The sequence below is a fragment of the Streptomyces sp. ITFR-21 genome (assembly GCF_031844685.1).
In the GTDB taxonomy this organism is placed as follows: domain Bacteria; phylum Actinomycetota; class Actinomycetes; order Streptomycetales; family Streptomycetaceae; genus Actinacidiphila.
Window position 1 is genome coordinate 3312236 of record NZ_CP134605.1, and the last position, 17220, is coordinate 3329455.

Genomic DNA, 17220 nt, shown 5'->3' on the forward strand with positions numbered 1-17220 from the left:
CGGGACACCGGTTCCACCGGTCCGGTCGGCCCTACCAGTCCCGTCCCGACCCGGACGAGCCACCGCCGCCGGTGAACCGCTTGACCACCAGGACCAGCGCGCCCACCAGGATGAGGAACACGATCACCTTGAAGAGCAGGCCGACCACGACGCTGATCACGCTGGCGATCAGCGAGCCGAAGACGACGAGCGCGATGACCGGGACGGCCACCCACTTCACCCACCACGGCAGGCTCTTGAACAGCTTCTCCATGACCGTCTCAACACTCCTAGGTCACCGGGCGTTCCCGGACGGCCTTCCGCCGCTTCTCCGACTGTAGGGCCGCCCACTGCCTCGCCGGAGCGCTCCGGGACCGGATACGACCCTGAGCCGCCCCCTAGTACTACAGGGCTAGGGCTCCGGGGGCGAGAAGACCACCAGGACCCGGAGGTCCTCGCTGATGTGGTGGAAGCGGTGGGGGGTGCCGGCCGGCACGTACACCACGCTGCCGCGGGCGACGCCCGTGGTCTCCTCCCCCACGGTGATCGCCGCCCGGCCGCTGACCACCAAATAGATCTCGTCCTGGGCGTGCGGCCCCTGCGGATCGCTCTCGCCCGCCTTGAGCGCGTACAGCCCGGCGGACATGTTCCGTTCCTTGAGGAATTGCAGGTAGGCGCCGTCGTTGGCCGCCCGCTCCGCGTCCAGGTCGTCCAGCCGGAACACCTTCATCGCCACTCCTCAAGCTGCCGCGGTCCCGACCGGGGCCGCTCCCGATCCCGATCCCGCTACGGTTCTGTCCGGTCTCTTGTCCCGGTGGTCGCTTCTGCGACGATCACACCCATGATGAATTTCCTCGTCAAGACCCTGGCCAACGCCGGGGCCCTGGGTGTCGCGATCTGGCTGATCCCGGACATCACCCTGACCGGAGGCTCGTTCTGGGGCGAGTTTCTCGCGCTGATACTCGTCGCCCTGGTCTTCGGCCTGGTGAACTGGCTGGTGAAGCCGGTGGTCAAGCTGCTGTCCTTCCCGCTGTTCATCCTCACCCTGGGGCTGATCACCCTGGTGGTGAACGCCCTGATGCTGCTGCTGACGTCGTGGGTGGCGGGCAAAATCAGCCTGGACTTCCACGTGCACGGCTTGTGGACCGCGGTGCTCGGCGGCCTGATCGTGAGCATCGTCTCGTGGGCGCTGCACGTGGTACTCCCGGACGACGAGTGAGCGCTGCGGCCGGGGGCGCACAGCACGGGGGGCCGGCGGGCGACAGCACACGCAGCGTGCACGCGGGACGGCCGCCGGCGACCGCGTACCAGCCGTCGTTGCCGGGGCCGGTCTTTGTCTCGCACTACCACCTGCCGGGCGAGGCCGCCGGCCCGTACACGTACGGCCGCGACGAGAACCCGACCTGGGAGCGGCTGGAGCAGGCGATTTCCGAGCTGGAGGCGCCCGGCGACCCAGCGGCCCGCACGCTGGCGTTCGCCTCCGGGATGGGCGCGATCGCCGCGGTCCTCCTGTCGCAGGTACGGGCCGGGCAGGTCGTCGTCCTGCCCTCGGACAGCTACCAGGCGACCCGTTCGCTCCAGGAGCGGCTGGAGTCGTACGGCGTCCGGGTACGGCTCGCGCCGACCGCCGGGGACGCGCAGCTCGCGGCGCTGCAAGGGGCCCGGCTGCTGTGGCTGGAGACCCCGTCCAACCCCCGACTGGAGGTGTGCGACATCCGCCGACTGGCCGACGCCGCCCACGCGGCGGGCGCCCTGGTCGCCGTCGACAACACCCTCGCCACCCCGCTCGGGCAGCGCCCGCTCGGCCTCGGCGCCGACTTCTCGGTGGCCAGCGGCACCAAGGCGCTCACCGGCCACGGCGACCTGCTGATCGGATACGTCACCGCCCGCGACGGCGAGCTCACCGCGGGAGTGCGGAAGTGGCGCAAGACGGTGGGCGCGATCCCGGGACCGATGGAGGCGTGGCTGGCGCACCGCTCGCTGGCGACCCTCGCACTGCGGGTGGACCGGCAGGCGGCCAACGCGCTGGCACTCGCGGGCGCGCTGCTGGCCCGGCCGGAGGTGACGGGCGTACGGCATCCGGGGCTGCCGACCGACCCCGCCTATCCGGTGGCGGCGACCCAGATGTGGCGATTCGGGAGCGTGGTGTCGTTCGTGCTGCCGGACCGGTCGCACGCCGAACGCTTCCTGGCGGCGTTGCGGCTGACCGGTGAGGCCACCAGCTTCGGCAGCGTCCAGTCCACGGCCGAACGCCGGGCCCGCTGGGGCGGCGACGCGGTGGCGCCGGGCTTCATCCGCTTCTCGGTCGGCGTCGAGGACGCCGCCGACATCCTGGCCGACGTCCTGCGGGCGCTCGACGAGGCCCTTTCCTGAGCGGCGCGCGGAGCACCGCCCCGCGGGCGCGTGCCGAACGGTCCTGGTCCTGCCTCGGCCGATGCGCGCCGGTCGCGCCGCGCCGAGCTGAGCCCTGACCGGTGCCGGCCGAGCGCAGGCGCCTGCTCCGATTCGCCGCCACGGGCATGTTTGCCCCCGGCTTCGCCGCGGCAGATCTCCGGCATGCACACGGATCCACTCTCCCGGGCCACCACTCGCCCGGTGGTCAAGCGCACCGCCCGCGCCATCATCATCGACGGTGACCGGCTCGTCCTGATCAAACGCACCAAGCCCGGCATCGCCCCGTACTGGGTCACCCCCGGCGGCGGCGTCGAGGACGACGACCCGGGAATCCTGGCCGCGCTCCACCGGGAGATCGACGAGGAGCTCGGCGGCAAGATCACCGACCCGGTCCCGGCCTTCGTCGACACCACCGAGCACGTCGCTGGGGACGGTTCGCACGGGGTGAAGGTGCAGTTCTTCTTCGTGTGCCGGCTGGCGTCGATGGACCTCTCGCGGCGGCACGGTCCGGAGGTCGACCAGCCTCGCGGCGACTACGAAGTGGTGCGGGTGCCATTCAGCCGGATGGGCCTGGCCTCGGTGGACATCGTCCCGCTGACGCTGCGCCACTATCTGGACGCGAACATCGAGGGCGTGCTCGGACTGCTCGGCCCCGACCTGACCTGATTCCGGGATTCCGGGCCGGCCGTCGCCCGCGCTGCGGCCGTCCTCACAGCCCGGCCGCCACCAGCGGCCCCGGCTCCACGTCGTCGTGCCGTATCCGGTGCGCCGGCATCCCGATCCCGACCAGGGTGTCCACGCCGCTGCGGACCATCCCGGGCGGTCCGGACACATACGCGTCGTACTTCTCCCAGGGCCCGTACTCCCGTACGGCGTCCGGCAGCGGCCCGGTCAGCGCGTCCGGCGGGGTGTCGGAGACCACGGTCCGGACCGACAGCCAGGAGTGCTCGCGCTGCAGGGCGAGCATGGTGTCCAGGTCGTAGAAGTCGTACCGGTGCCGGGCGCCGTAGAAGACCTCGACATCGCGGCTGCGGCCGTGCCGGACCACGTCCTCGACCAGGGCCTTGATCGGGGCGATCCCGGTACCGCCGCCCAGGCAGAGCAGACCGTCGTCGCTGTCGTGGTCCACCGTCATCGAGCCGGCCGGCGGCCCGAGCCTGATCACGTCGCCGGGTACCGCCCGGTTGACCAGCGCGCTGCTGACCCAGCCGGCGGGTATCGCCCTGATGTGGAAGGTGAGCAGGCCGTCGTCGCGCGGCGCGGAGGCGAACGAGTACTGCCGCCACACCCGGGGCCACCAGGGCGTCTCGACGCTGGTGTACTGCCCGGCGAGGAACGGGTACGCCTGATCCGGCCGTACGGTGATCACCGCCACGTCCGCGGTACGGCGCTCGTGGCCGACCACCTCCGCGAGCCACCAGGGCGGGGCGGTCCGCTCGTCGGCCGCCGCCGCGTCGGTCATGATCCGCGAGATCGCGGTGTACGTACGCGCCCATGCGGCCGCGGTCTGCGGGGTCCACACCGGCGCGGCATAGCGGGCCAGCGCGCCGAGCAGCGCTTCGCCGACGGCCGGATAGTGCTCGGCCCGGGTGCCGTACCTGCGGTGACCGCGGCCCAGCCCCGACAGGTACTCGGTGAGGGTCCGCGGGTCGTCCAGATGCTCGGCCGCTGTGAGCAGCGCCCTCAGCAGGCGGTCCCGTTGGGCGTCCATCGCGACGGGGAACATGTCGCGCAGTTCCGGGTGCCGCACGAAGAGCAGCGCGTAGAAGTATGACGTCGCCTTGTCCGCGACCGGCTCGATCTCCTGCAAGGTGCGCCGGATCAGAAAGGCGTCCGGCGACGGGGGCGTGTCGTCCATAGTGGGGCCGAGCGTGGCACGTCCGGCAGCCGCATCGGACGAATAGCCGGAAGGACCCTTTTCGGGGCGGGTCGGTCGCGTACCATCCGCCATCACTACATGATGTTCCACGTGGAACACTCAGCGTAATGATTCGGAAGGCAGGGTGTCGGCTGGCCACCGGGCGTCTCTCTCGCCAGTCCGGCGGACGCCCCCGACGGCCGTCAGGGTGGTCGGGCGCCCCGGCCGGCCGGCGGGCAGACCGCCGACCGGCCCGAACCGTGGCGCGGGGTCAGTGGTCCGGCCAGCCCCGGAAGCCGCCCGGCACCGGATCCGACGGATCGTAGGGACGGCGGGTGAACACGAAGGAGCCGAGGTCGAGATGGCTGACCGAGCCGTCCCGATCGCGGACCACCCGCAGTGTCTCGCCCGCGTAGTACCCCTCACGACCGGTCCACGTACCGTCGTGTTCCACGTGGAACCGTGATCCACGGCCCTGGCCGGTCAGCGGCGCGAGTTCCAGTTCGCCGCCGGCGCGTACCCGTAGCGCGAAGGCGGCGGTCCCCCAGTACCAGGGTCCGGCGAGATCCAGCAGCCCGGGATCGACGGTGTCGGCGGGCCGCCAGGGCTGCGGGAAGCCGGGTTCGGCGTCGGCGGTGATGGCCAGCAGGTCGGCGGCGACCGTACTGACCGCGGGCCCGGAGGTGCAGTTGGCCAACGCCACGGCGCTCACGCCGTCCTGGACGCTGACCCACAGCGCGGCGAGGAAGCCCGGCATCGAGCCGGTGTGCCCGGCCAGGGCTCGGCCCTCCCGGCGCAGCAGTTGCACACCAAGGCCGTAGCCGCCGTCCGGTTCGCCGGACTCGGGTGGCGCGGCCGGCAGCCGCATCCGCTCCACGGTCGCCGGGGCCAGCACCCGCTCGTCCCCCGCCGCCAGGAATGCGGCCCACCGCGCCAGGTCGGCGGCGGTGGACCACAACTGACCGGCCGGCGCCATCCGCCCGGTCTCCTGTACGGTCTCGGGTCGCATCACATCGGCCCACGGATGGACGGCGAAGCCGTCGGCGGCCGGAGCCTGCGGCAACGGCGTCGTCCGGTCCATGCCGAGCGGGGCGAGCACCTCCGCTCGGAGCGCCTCCCCCCAGGGCTCCCCGCGGCGCCGTTCCACCAGGGCGCCGAGCAGGGCGAATCCGGGGTTCGAGTAGTGGTAGCGGCTGCCAGCCGGATGCTTGACCGGCGCCGGGCCCAGCACGTCGGTGAGTTCGGGCCGCAGTCCGCCCGGCGTCCGCTCCCACCAGGGGCCCGGGGTCTCGGAGGCCAGGCCCGAGGTGTGCGCGAGCAGTTGACCGACTGTCAGCGCGCCTACCTCGGCCTCCAGTGCGGGCAGATGCGCGCTCAGCGGGTCGGTGAGTTCCAGCACCCCCTCGTCGCGCAGCCGCATCACCAGTACGGCGACGAAGGTCTTGGTCAGGGAGCCGATCCGGTACTGCGTGTCGACGTCCGGTTCACGGCCCCCGATCACGCCGCGCGCACCGGCCCACACCAGCCTGCCGCCACGTACCACCGCCCCGACGAGCGAGGGCGCACGCCCCTGCGACTGCCCGACCGCCACCCGGTGCGACAGCGCGCGCCGGGTGCTCGGCAGCAACTGCTCCTTCTCCTGCTCAACCGTCACTCGTCGTATGCCTCTCTGTTCCGTCGGCGGGCGCTGTACCGATTCCCATGCCGGATCCGCTGTCCCGATCAGCTGCGCGGTGGCGTACCGACCGCGCGTACCGCGGAAGCAGACCGTGTCCCCGGCGACAGGGCAAGGGGCGGCAATGTTCGGCGCGGTAAGGACCGGTGCCGGACGCGGTGTCACCCATGCTTTCAGGCTTTCATCAGGGCGGCGTGGCACGCCCGTTGTGCGACGGACCGTGCCGGGTACCGGGCCCGTCGAACCCTGCCGGTCCAAACGGTTGACACCCCTCTGGGGCGGGCGTAGACATCCCCTCGGCCAGAGAGCGCTCTCAATCAGGGCTCCTCACTGGCTGCCGCCTTGCCGCACGGGCCGCGACGCCATCTGTCGCGGTGTCGGTCCCCCCACCTCTACGAGCCGTCCCGACCTGTAGGAGCACACATGAGGGTCACCCCACTTGGGCTCTCCATTGTCCGTAAACGTTTCCGATCCCCTCAGGGCATCGTGCTGCTCGCCCTGATCCTGATCGCCTCGGCCTACCTCTCCTTGGTGCCGACCTCGTCCCATGCGGCCACGCCCGTGCTGCTCTCGCAGGGCAAGCCGGCCACCGCGTCCTCCGTTCAGGACGCGTTCGTCGCCGGCGCGGCGGTGGACGGCGACACCGGTACCCGCTGGTCCAGCGCCGCGTCCGACCCGCAATGGATCCAGGTCGACCTCGGGTCGAGCCAGCCGATCACCCAGGTGGTGCTCAACTGGGAGACCGCTTACGGCAAAGCGTTCAAGATCCAGACCTCGGCCGACGGTTCCACGTGGAACGACATCTACTCCACGACGACCGGCACCGGCGGCACCCAGACGCTGAACGTCACCGGCACCGGCCGCTACGTGCGGATGTACGGCACGGTCCGGGGCACCCAATGGGGCTACTCGCTCTGGGAGTTCCAGGTCTACGGCGGCTCCGGAGATACCACCCCGCCGGCCACGTGCGGTACCACCACGGCCGCACTCGGCAAGCCCGCCACCGCGTCCTCCACCGAAAACGCCGCCTTCCCCGCCTCGGCCGCCTTCGACGGCAACGCGGGCACCCGCTGGTCCAGCGCCGCGTCCGACCCCCAGTGGCTCCAGGTCGACCTCGGGACCTCGCAGGCCGTCTGCGGTGCACAGCTGACGTGGGAGACCGCGTACGCGAAGTCGTACCAGATCCAGACCTCGGACAACGGTTCCACGTGGAACACGGTCTACTCGACGACCACCGGTGCGGGCGGGGTGGAGAACCTCTCCTTCACCGGCACCGGTCGCTACATCCGGCTCTACGGCACCGTCCGGGCCACGCCGTACGGCTACTCGCTCTGGGAGTTCACCGTCCTGACGGCGGGCAGCACCAGCACCACCAGCCCGCCGCCCAGCGGCGGCAACGGCAGTTGCCCGTGGGTCGGTTCGACGGCACCGGTCGCGACCCGGGTCAGCCAGGTCCTGGCGCAGATGACCACCGCCCAGAAGGTGTCGATCCTGCACGGCAACAACAGCGCGACCCCGTACATCGGCAACATCACTGGCATACCGTCGCTGTGCATCCCCGACATCGGGCTGCAGGACGGCCCGGCGGGCGTCGGTGACGGCGTCGGCGGCGTCACCCAGATGCCGTCCGGCAACGCGTCCGCGGCTACCTGGGACGACGCTCTGGAGCAGCAGTACGGTGCCGCGATCGGCGCCGAGTTCGCCGGGAAGGGCGTGCAGGTGGCGCTCGGCCCGACGCTGAACATCGTGCGTGACCCGCGCTGGGGCCGCTCCTTCGAGAGCTTCAGCGAGGACCCGTACCTCAACGGCCGGCTGGCCGCCGCGGACATCCGCGGTATCCAGAGCCAGGGCGTGATGGCCGAGATGAAGCACGTGGCCGTCTACAACATCGAGAACCCGGCCGGTACGGTCATCGTCGACAAGCGGACCATGCAGGAGCTGTATCTGCCGGCCTTCCAGGCCGCGATCCAGCAGGGCTCGCCTGCCGCGGCGATGTGCGCCTACAGCATCGTCAACAGCGTGCCGGCCTGCCAGAACCCGGACCTGCTCAACACCGGTCTGTACCAGCAGGCGAACTTCGGCGGCTTCGTCACCAGCGACTGGGGCGGCACCCACTCCACAGTGGAGTCGGCGAACACGGGTCTGACGGTCGAGATGCCCAACGGGTACTTCTTCGCGGACTTCCTCGCCCAGGCGGTGGCCAACGGCACGGTCAGCCAGACCACGCTGAACACGATGGTGAGCCGGCTGCTCACCCAGTTCTTCGCGTTCGGCCTGTTCGACAAGGCGCCCAGCGGCTCGCACGACGCGAGCGTCACCACCCCCGCGCACGTCCAGGTCGCCCTCCAGGGAGCCGAGGAAGGCGCGGTCCTGCTGAAGAACAACGGCGTCCTGCCGCTGTCCACCTCCACCACCCACTCGATCGCGGTGATCGGCTGGGACGGCGGGGCCGGTGTGCAGAGCATCGGCGGCGGCAGCGCCACGGTGACCAGTTCCGGGACGGTGTGGCCGATCACCGGCATCCAGAACCGGGTGGCGGGCACCGGTACGACCGTGCAGTACAACGACGCGACGAACCTCGCGTCGGCGGTCACGCTGGCCCGCAGCTCCGATGTGGCGATCGTCTACGCATCCGACAACTACGGCAACGAGGAGCACGACACCACCACCCTCGACCTGCCCAACAACGGCGGCAGCACGGTCAGCCAGAACGACATGATCGCCCAGGTGGCCGCGGCCAACCCGCGCACGATCGTGGTGCTCAACAACAACTCGGCGATCAACATGCCGTGGCTGAACCAGGTCGCGGGGGTCTTCGAGGCCTTCTACCCGGGCCAGCAGATCGGCACGGCGATGGCGGCGCTGATCTTCGGCGACGTCACCCCGTCGGGCAAGCTGCCGGTCACCTTCCCGAAGTCGCTGGCGGACGTGCCCGCGAACACCCCGGCGCAGTGGCCGGGCACCAACGGGCAGGTGCAGTACAGCGAGGGCCTCAAGGTCGGCTACAAGTGGTACGACGCGCAAAATATCACTCCGCTGTTCCCATTCGGCTTCGGCCTGTCGTACACCAGCTTCGCCTTCAGCAACCTGCAGGTCGGGGCGCTGAACGGCGGCAACGCGACGGTCACGGCCACGGTGACCAACACCGGCTCGCGGACCGGTGCCGAAATCGCCCAGCTGTATGTCGGCGACCCGGCGTCCACCGGTGAGCCCGTGCACCAGCTGCGCGGCTACCAGCGGGTGACGCTCAACCCGGGCCAGGCGCAGACCGTGTCCTTCACGGTCAGCACCCACGACCTCGCCTACTGGAACACCGGCACCAACAACTGGACGACTACGGCGGGCAGCTACCAGATCCTGGTGGGCGACTCCTCGCGGAACCTCCCGCTGACCGGCAACCTCAACGTGCCGACCACCGTCAACGCCGCCAAGGCCGCGACGGACGGCGCGAAGGCGTCCGCCGCCACGACGGCCGCGACCGCGGCGCCGCTCACCGTACCCAACCCGTCCGGCATGAGCGGCCCTGTCCACTCCCCGATCAACTGGACCTTCGACCCCGCCTCCACCGGCCTGACCTACACCGCGGCCGGCCTTCCGCCGGGCATCAGCCTCAGCTCCGCCGGCCGCTTCACCGGGGCGGCCACCAAGTCCGGTACGTACACCGTGACGGTCACCGCGAGGAACGCGGCGGGTGCCACCGGCTCCGCCACCTTCGTCTGGACCGCCACCTCGTAACTCCTCCCCCTGCCCGACAGGCGCCCCCGGCCCCCTTCCAGGACCGGGGGCGCCCCTGTGCGGGCCACAGCGGTACTCGGACACCGCCCCGGTGCCTGAAGAAGGATGAAACCTGTCGACGGGGCGGCCCCGGACAACGCGACCAAGGCCGCGCTGGAGCAGCTGTCGGAGGGCTTGGCCGACGAGGTGGCGCCTTTCGGCATCAAGGTGCTGATCGTTGAGCCCGGCGCGTTCCGTACCGACCTGTTCGGCAAGGGCGCGGTGTACTTCTCCGCGGAGAACCCGGCGTACGCGGAGAAGGTCGGCGTTACCCGGAAGATGGAGCAGGGCGGCGACGGCAGCCAGCCCGGCGACCCGGCGAAGGCCGCCGCGGTGATCCTGCTGGCCCCGGACGCCGAGAAGACCCCGCTCCGGCTCGCCCTCGGCCACGACGCGGTCGACTTCCTGACCGCACCCCTGGACTCCGTCCGGGCCGAACTCACCGGGTGGGACAAGATCTCCCGCGGTACGGACTTCGACACGGAATGAGAGCCGGAGGGACCCGGTACCCGGTGAACCCGTGGTCGGCGGCCCCATCCCCGGCCGCGCCGCCACGGCGATCCCTCAGGTCTGGGCCATGTCGACGAAGCGGCTGTAGTGGCCCTGGAAGGCGACGGTGATGGTGGCGGTGGGGCCGTTGCGGTGTTTGGCGACGATGAGGTCGGCTTCGCCGGCGCGAGGGGATTCCTTCTCGTAGGCGTCCTCGCGGTGGAGGAGGATCACCATGTCGGCGTCCTGCTCGATGGAGCCGGACTCGCGCAGGTCGGAGACCATCGGCTTCTTGTCGGTGCGCTGTTCGGGGCCGCGGTTGAGCTGGGAGAGGGCGATGACCGGGACCTCGAGCTCCTTGGCGAGGAGCTTGAGGTTGCGGGACATGTCGGAGACCTCCTGCTGGCGGCTCTCCGGGCGGCGGGAGCCGCCGGACTGCATCAGCTGGAGGTAGTCGATGACGACCAGCCGGAGGTCGTTGCGCTGCTTGAGGCGGCGGCACTTGGCGCGGATCTCCATCATCGACAGGTTCGGGGAGTCGTCGATGTAGAGGGGCGCCTCGGTGACGTCGGACATCCGGCGGGCGACCTTGGTCCAGTCGTCGTCGGTCATGGTGCCGGAGCGCATGTGGTGGAGGGCCACGCGGGCCTCGGCGGACAGCAGGCGCATCGCGATCTCGTTGCGGCCCATCTCCAGGGAGAAGATGACGCTGGGCATCTTGTTGGCGATGGAGCAGGTGCGGGCGAAGTCCAGCGCCAGCGTCGACTTGCCCATGGCGGGACGGGCCGCGATGACGATCATCTGGCCGGGGTGCAGCCCGTTGGTGAGGGAGTCCAGGTCGGTGAAGCCGGTCGGGACGCCGGACATCTGGCCGCTGCGGGAGCCGATCGCCTCGATCTCGTCGAGCGCGCCCTCCATGATGTCGCCGAGCGGCAGGTAGTCCTCGGATGTGCGCTGTTCGGTGACCGCGTAGATCTCGGCCTGGGCGTTGTTGACGATCTCGTCGACGTCGCCGTCGGCCGCGTATCCCATCTGGGTGATGCGGGTGCCGGCCTCGACCAGGCGGCGCAGTACGGCCCGTTCGTGGACGATCTCGGCGTAGTACTCGGCGTTGGCGGCGGTGGGCACCGCGTTGACGAGGGTGTGCAGGTAGGGGGTGCCGCCGACGCGGGCGATCTCGCCGCGCTTGGTGAGTTCGGCGGCGGCGGTGATCGGGTCGGCGGGCTCGCCCTTGGCGTAGAGGTCGAGGATCGCGTTGTAGATGGTCTCGTGCGCCGGGCGGTAGAAGTCGGCGCCTTTGAGCACCTCCACCACGTCGGCGATGGCGTCCTTGGAGAGCAGCATGCCGCCGAGCACGGACTGTTCGGCGTCCAGGTCCTGCGGTGGGACCCGCTCGAATCCGCCACCGCCCTCGGAGTAGCGGCCGACGCCCTGACCGTCGTCCTGGCTGCTCCTCTTGCGGAAGGGGCTGACGGCGGCCGGTTCGTCGGGCGGAAGCTCCGCCCAGCTGTCGTCGGAGGGCTCGGGCTGGCTCATCCGGGGTTGGCTCATTCCCGTCCCCTCCCTCCCCTCCGACCGGTCCTCCCGGACCCGCGCGTGCGTGCCACTCTTTCACGGCACAGCTCTCATGAACGCGCCACCCGGCCTTCGCACGCGGTCGCGTCGTGAACGCCGGGAAGGCTCCACGGTAGGGCCCCGGAGCACCCGGACCAACCCCGTTATCCACAGGGGATGTGGACGACGGCCGCATAGCTGTGGAGAACTACCCCGAACCTGTGTACAGCCCTTGGGACGGCGCTGTGGACAAGCTGAGCATCAGCCAGCGAAACCCACCCTGACCTGATCTTTCTTCATCCATAGCCTGTGCAGGAGAAAAACTTTTCCGGGCGGTTCAAGATCGCCACGAACAACACGGAGGAGATCACTCTACGCAGTCACCCGTAATGATCGTTCACCGTATTCACCTCTTACTTGTGGATGATTATGCTGTCCCCTGTGAACCCGGTCGTCGAACCCCCCGAGCAGCAGGACCCCGCCCGCCTCCCCGGACCGGTACGGGGCCGGCACGACCGGGAGATCATCGCCCTGGCGCTGCCCGCGTTCGGCGCGCTGGTCGCCGAACCGCTGTTCGTGATGGTGGACAGCGCGGTTGTCGGCCATCTCGGCACCGCTGAACTCGCCGGCCTCGGCGTCTCCGCCGCCCTGCTGACCACCGCGGTCAACATCTTCGTCTTCCTGGCCTATGCCACCACCTCGGCCGTCGCCCGCCGGGTCGGCGCGGGTGACCTGCCGGCGGCTCTGCGGCAGGGGGTGGACGGCGTCTGGCTCGCCCTGCTGATCGGCGCCGCGGTGATCGCCGGAGTGCTGCCCGCCGCGCCCGCCCTGGTGGACTTCTTCGGCGCCTCCGGCACGGCGGCGCCGTACGCCACCACCTATCTGCGGATCAGTTCGCTCGGCATCCCCGCGATGCTGGTGGTGCTCGCCGCCACCGGAGTACTACGCGGCCTCCAGGACACCCGCACACCGCTCTATGTGGCCGTCGGCGGCTTCACCGCCAACGCCACCCTCAACGCCGCCCTCGTCTACGGCGCCGGGCTCGGCATCGCGGGTTCCGCGTGGGGCACGGTCATCACCCAGAACGGCATGGCCGCGGTCTACCTCACGGTGGTGGTACGCGGGATCCGTCGGCAGACCCGGCAGGCGCCGGGACGTGACAGCGCCGGCTGGTGGGCCGTGCTGCGCCCGGACGCCGCCGGCATCCGCGCCGGTGCCCGCGCCGGCACCCCCCTGCTGGTGCGTACGGTCACCCTGCGCGCGGTACTGATGATCGCCACCGCCGTGGCCGCCCGGCTCGGCGACAGCCAGATAGCGGCCCACCAGATCACCCTCACCGTCTGGTCGCTGCTGGCCTTCGCGCTGGACGCCATCGCCATCGCCGGGCAGGCCGTCATCGGCCGCTCTCTGGGCGCGGGCGATACCGAAGGTGCGCGGGCCGCCTGCCGCCGGATGATCGAGTGGGGGGCGGCCTGCGGGGTCGTCCTGGGACTGCTGGTGCTGGCGGCCCGGCCGCTGGTCGGGCCGCTGTACACCGCCGATCCGGCAGTACGGCATGCGCTCATGGCCGCGCTGCTGGTGGTGGCTGCGGCGCAACCGGTGTGCGGGGTGGTCTTCGTCCTGGACGGGGTGCTCATGGGCGCCGGGGACGGACCGTACCTCGCCTGGTCGATGCTGGTGACGCTGGCGGTCTTCGCCCCCGCGGCGTTCGCCGTGCCGGCCCTCGACTGGGGTCTGACGGCCCTGTGGTGGGCGATGGCGCTGATGATGGTCACCCGGCTCGCCGCCCTCTGGTTGCGGGCCCGTTCGGGCCGTTGGATCGTCGTCGGCGCGGTCCGCTGAGACAGGTCGCAACACCACAAAGGCCGGACGCCCGAGAACGGGACGTCCGGCCCTCTGTGTTCCACGTGGAACATCCCACCCGAATCAGCTCCGAGCGGGATGTTCCACGTGGAACATCGACCGCTACGCGGCCACGATCTCCAGGTCGACCACAACCGCGACCTCGGGGTGCAGCCGCACCGAGACCTTGTGCGCGCCGAGCGTCTTGATCGGCGCGGCGACCTCGACCCGGCGCTTGTCCACCACGGGACCGCCCGCGGCCTTGATCGCCGTGGCGATGTCGGCGGGGGTGATGGACCCGAAGAGGCGGCCGGTGTCGCCGGCCCTGGTGCTCAGCTTGACCTTGACGGACTGCAGCTGGGCCTTGACGGCGTTCGCGTCCTCCAGCGAGTGGATCTCGCGGATACGACGGGCGCGGCGGATCTGCTCGACGTCCTTCTCGCCACCCTTGGTCCACGCGATGGCGAAGCCCCGCGGGATCAGGTAGTTACGGGCGTAGCCCGGCTTGACGTCGACGATGTCGCCCGCGGCACCCAGGCCGCTGACCTCGTTGGTAAGGATGATCTTGGACATGCTTCGGTCACCCTTCCTTATCGAGCGGTCGACGTATACGGCAGCAGTGCCATCTCGCGGCTGTTCTTGACTGCCGTCGCGACGTCACGCTGGTGCTGGGTGCAGTTGCCGGTGACGCGGCGGGCACGGATCTTGCCGCGGTCGGAAATGAACTTCCGCAGCAGGTTCGTGTCCTTGTAGTCCACGTACACGGTCTTGTCCTTGCAGAACGCGCAGACCTTCTTCTTCGGCTTGCGCGGAGGCGGCTTCGCCATGGTGATTCTCCTATGCGATCAAGAAGTTGTGGATCCGCCCTAGAAGGGCGGCTCGTCCGAGTAGCCGCCGCCGGAGGAACCGGAGCCGCCGCCCCAGCCGCCACCGGGCGCGCCGCCGCCCGCCTGGCCGCCGCCGGCCGGTGCGCTGGTCGCCCAGGGGTCGTCGACGGGAGCGCCGCCGCCCTGGCCACCCCAGGAGCCACCGCCCTGGCCACCGGCCGGTGCGCCACCGCCGTAGCCACCCGGCTGACCGCTGCGGCTGCCGCCGCTGGTCTTGGTGACCTTGGCGGTCGCGCTCCGCAGGCTGGCGCCGACCTCGTCGACGTCCAGTTCGTAGACCGTCCGCTTGACGCCCTCACGGTCCTCGTACGACCGCTGCTTCAGGCGGCCCTGCACGATGACGCGCATGCCGCGCTGGAGCGACTCGGCGACGTTCTCAGCCGCCTGCCGCCAGACCGAGCAGGTCAGGAACAGGCTCTCGCCGTCCTTCCACTCGTTGGTCTGCCGGTCGAAGGTGCGGGGAGTGGACGCGACGCGGAACTTCGCGACCGCCGCACCGGACGGGGTGAAGCGCAGCTCGGGGTCGTCGACGAGATTGCCGACGACCGTGATGACGGTCTCGCCTGCCATGGGATGACCTCTCGACTGGCTATGGCTGTGCTGGCTGTGCTGACTGCTGCTCGGACTCCGGACCGGCGACCAGGTCACCGGAGGAAGTGACTAGTGCAGTTCCGGACGGAGGACCTTGGTCCGCAGCACCGACTCGTTCAGGTTGAGCTGACGGTCGAGCTCCTTGACGACCTCGGGCGTGGCCTTGAGGTCGACGACCGAGTAGATGCCCTCGGGCTTCTTGTTGATCTCGTAGGCGAGACGGCGACGGCCCCAGGTGTCGACCTTCTCCACGTTGCCGCCACCGGTGCGGACGACGGAGAGGAAGGACTCGATCAGCGGGGAGACAGCGCGCTCCTCAAGATCGGGGTCGAGAATGAGCATGAGCTCGTAGTGACGCATAGTGGAACCCACCTCCTTTGGACTCAGGCGGCCACGGCGTTTCCGTGGCAGGAGGGTTTGGCTTGCGTCGCAACGGTAGCGCGGGCCACCGACAGTGACCGGGCCCGCGGAGGATTACCGGTGCAGACCGTACAGACTACCCGGGTACGTCGCCCGGGTTGAAATCCGGCCCCTAATGACCGCAATCTGTACACATCGGGTGTGTACGGCGCCGTCTGGCGCCGGCTACTCCGTCACGGAGGTGCCCCATGGCACAACAGCACGCGGCACGGACCCACCACCTCACCTTCAACACCGACGGCCGGCCCCATCCGCTGGAGAACACGCTCCTCGCGGTCACGTTCGTACTCGGCGTCGCCGCCGTCGCCACCGCCGGCTTCCACGGCCTGCACGCGGTCAGCACCTGGACCGGACTGGCCGGCATCCTCACCGGCGGCTGGGGCCAGTACATCTCGGTGACCACCGCCGAGCGTTACGCCCTGATCATCGGCCTGGGCATGTCCGGACTCGGCTTCTACCTGGGCATGGCGCACGGAGGCTTCTGGTAGCCGTCCCGGCCGCGCCGTTCCCTACCACGCGGCGCCCAGGTAGTAGCGGCGGCGCTTCCCCCCTCACAGTAGGCTTCTGGCCAGTAAAGCCCGCAGTCTGAGCATGGGGAGCGCCCCGTATGAGCCTGACCCTGAGGACCATCAGCCGCGAGCAGCACCTGGCGTACATCCAGAGCCTGCCGTCGGCGAGCCACTGCCAGGTGCCGGCATGGGCTGATGTGAAAAACGAGTGGCGGTCGGAGAACCTCGGCTGGTTCGACGACAAGTCCGGCCAGATGGTCGGCGCCGGCCTCGTCCTCTACCGGCAGCTCCCCAAGGTCAAGCGGTACCTGGCGTACCTGCCCGAGGGCCCGGTCATCAACTGGTACGCGCCCAACCTCGACGACTGGCTCCAGCCGATGCTGGCCCACCTCAAGTCGCAGGGCGCCTTCACCGTGAAGATGGGCCCGCCGGTGATCATCCGCCGCTGGGACGCCACCGCGATCAAGACCGGTATCGCCGATCCGGACGTCAAGCGGCTGCGCGACGTGGAGGCGACCTTCATCGAGCCGCGCGCCTTCGAGGTGGCCGAGCGGCTGCGCCGGATGGGCTGGCAGCAGGGCGAGGACGGCGGCGCGGGCTTCGGCGACGTCCAGCCGCGCTACGTCTACCAGGTGCCGCTGGAGAACCGCTCACTGGACGACATCCTGAAGAACTTCAACCAGCTGTGGCGCCGCAACATCAAGAAGGCCGAGAAGGCCGGCGTCCAGGTGGTCCAGGGCGGCTACGACGACCTGCCGGTCTGGCAGCAGCTGTACGAGATCACCGCGGAGCGCGACCACTTCCGGCCGCGCCCGCTGTCGTACTTCCAGCGGATGTGGACCAAGCTCAACTCCGAGGACCCCAACCGGATGCGGCTCTACCTGGCGGTGCACGAGGGCGAGGCGGTCGCCGCGGCCACCATGCTGACCGTCGGCCGCCACGTCTGGTACTCCTACGGCGCCTCCGCCAACCACAAGCGCGAGGTGCGTCCGTCCAACGCGATGCAGTGGCGGATGCTGCGCGACGCGTACGCGATGGGCGCCAGCGTCTACGATCTGCGCGGCATCAGCGACTCCCTGGACGAGAACGACCACTTGTTCGGCCTGATCCAGTTCAAGGTGGGCACCGGCGGCCAGGCTGCCGAATACTTGGGCGAGTGGGATTTCCCGCTCAACAAGCTGCTCCACAAGGCACTCGACATCTACATGTCGCGCCGCTGACCGGCCGACTACCACAAGGAAGGTCCTG

General features: G+C 70.2%; 16 protein-coding genes and 1 pseudogene. 8 read left to right on the forward strand and 9 right to left on the reverse strand.

From position 1 onward, the window contains the following. Positions 1-31: 31 nt before the first annotated feature. A complete protein-coding gene (locus RLT57_RS14380; RefSeq protein WP_311297781.1) occupies positions 32-253 on the reverse strand; it encodes a DUF5326 family protein in 222 nt (73 codons plus the stop codon). 138 nt (positions 254-391) lie between these two features. Next, complete coding sequence (locus RLT57_RS14385) at positions 392-709, reverse strand: cupin domain-containing protein (protein WP_311297782.1); 318 nt, start codon at positions 707-709, stop codon at positions 392-394. 111 nt (positions 710-820) lie between these two features. Here RLT57_RS14385 and RLT57_RS14390 point away from each other — a divergent pair, with 111 nt between their 5' ends. The 3 genes from RLT57_RS14390 (at position 821) to RLT57_RS14400 (ending at position 3039) form a co-directional block, all read left to right on the forward strand. Further along, the gene (locus RLT57_RS14390; protein ID WP_311300715.1) at positions 821-1198 is read left to right on the forward strand and encodes a phage holin family protein; all 378 of its coding nucleotides are present in this window, start codon (positions 821-823) and stop codon (positions 1196-1198) included. Continuing rightward, positions 1195-2352: a cystathionine gamma-lyase gene (locus RLT57_RS14395; protein WP_311297783.1), complete on the forward strand. Its 1158-nt coding sequence runs from the start codon at positions 1195-1197 to the stop codon at positions 2350-2352. Before RLT57_RS14390 ends, RLT57_RS14395 begins: the two co-directional genes overlap by 4 nt. A gap of 183 nt (positions 2353-2535) precedes the next feature. Continuing rightward, on the forward strand, positions 2536-3039 hold the full coding sequence (locus tag RLT57_RS14400) for an NUDIX hydrolase (protein ID WP_311297784.1): 504 nt from the start codon (positions 2536-2538) through the stop codon (positions 3037-3039). 43 nt (positions 3040-3082) lie between these two features. Here RLT57_RS14400 and RLT57_RS14405 read toward each other — a convergent pair whose 3' ends face one another. Both RLT57_RS14405 and RLT57_RS14410 read right to left on the reverse strand, forming a co-directional pair. Then, on the reverse strand, positions 3083-4324 hold the full coding sequence (locus tag RLT57_RS14405; protein WP_399128663.1) for a globin domain-containing protein: 1242 nt from the start codon (positions 4322-4324) through the stop codon (positions 3083-3085). Between the two features lie 178 nt (positions 4325-4502). Then, on the reverse strand, positions 4503-5885 hold the full coding sequence (locus RLT57_RS14410; RefSeq protein ID WP_311297786.1) for a serine hydrolase domain-containing protein: 1383 nt from the start codon (positions 5883-5885) through the stop codon (positions 4503-4505). Between the two features lie 444 nt (positions 5886-6329). Here RLT57_RS14410 and RLT57_RS14415 point away from each other — a divergent pair, with 444 nt between their 5' ends. After that, the gene (locus RLT57_RS14415; RefSeq protein WP_311297787.1) at positions 6330-9641 is read left to right on the forward strand and encodes a discoidin domain-containing protein; all 3312 of its coding nucleotides are present in this window, start codon (positions 6330-6332) and stop codon (positions 9639-9641) included. Positions 9642-9761: 120 nt separating this feature from the next. Next, positions 9762-10169: pseudogene (locus RLT57_RS14420) on the forward strand (SDR family NAD(P)-dependent oxidoreductase); the annotation flags it as partial. Between the two features lie 75 nt (positions 10170-10244). Here RLT57_RS14420 and dnaB read toward each other — a convergent pair. Then, complete coding sequence (gene dnaB / locus RLT57_RS14425) at positions 10245-11705, reverse strand: replicative DNA helicase (RefSeq protein ID WP_311297789.1); 1461 nt, start codon at positions 11703-11705, stop codon at positions 10245-10247. A 447-nt stretch (positions 11706-12152) separates the two neighbouring features. Between dnaB and RLT57_RS14430 the strand changes: the two genes are divergently transcribed. Beyond that, complete coding sequence (locus RLT57_RS14430; RefSeq protein WP_399128666.1) at positions 12153-13565, forward strand: MATE family efflux transporter; 1413 nt, start codon at positions 12153-12155, stop codon at positions 13563-13565. A gap of 123 nt (positions 13566-13688) precedes the next feature. Here RLT57_RS14430 and rplI read toward each other — a convergent pair whose 3' ends face one another. From rplI to rpsF, 4 genes are all read right to left on the reverse strand, one after another. Then, positions 13689-14138, reverse strand: coding sequence for a 50S ribosomal protein L9 (gene rplI, locus RLT57_RS14435; protein ID WP_311297790.1), 450 nt, complete (start codon positions 14136-14138; stop codon positions 13689-13691). 17 nt (positions 14139-14155) lie between these two features. Then, on the reverse strand, positions 14156-14392 hold the full coding sequence (gene rpsR, locus RLT57_RS14440; protein WP_311297791.1) for a 30S ribosomal protein S18: 237 nt from the start codon (positions 14390-14392) through the stop codon (positions 14156-14158). A 39-nt stretch (positions 14393-14431) separates the two neighbouring features. Next, complete coding sequence (locus RLT57_RS14445; protein WP_311297792.1) at positions 14432-15022, reverse strand: single-stranded DNA-binding protein; 591 nt, start codon at positions 15020-15022, stop codon at positions 14432-14434. Positions 15023-15112: 90 nt separating this feature from the next. Next, positions 15113-15403 (reverse strand): 30S ribosomal protein S6, encoded by a 291-nt coding sequence (rpsF, locus tag RLT57_RS14450; protein WP_311297793.1) that lies wholly within the window; start codon positions 15401-15403, stop codon positions 15113-15115. Between the two features lie 248 nt (positions 15404-15651). On the opposite strand from rpsF, the gene RLT57_RS14455 reads away from it, so the two are divergent. After that, positions 15652-15951 carry a hypothetical protein gene (locus RLT57_RS14455; protein ID WP_311297794.1) on the forward strand — a complete coding sequence of 100 codons (300 nt, stop codon included), beginning with the start codon at positions 15652-15654 and terminating at the stop codon, positions 15949-15951. Positions 15952-16070: 119 nt separating this feature from the next. Beyond that, complete coding sequence (locus tag RLT57_RS14460) at positions 16071-17192, forward strand: lipid II:glycine glycyltransferase FemX (protein ID WP_311297795.1); 1122 nt, start codon at positions 16071-16073, stop codon at positions 17190-17192. Positions 17193-17220 lie beyond the last annotated feature (28 nt).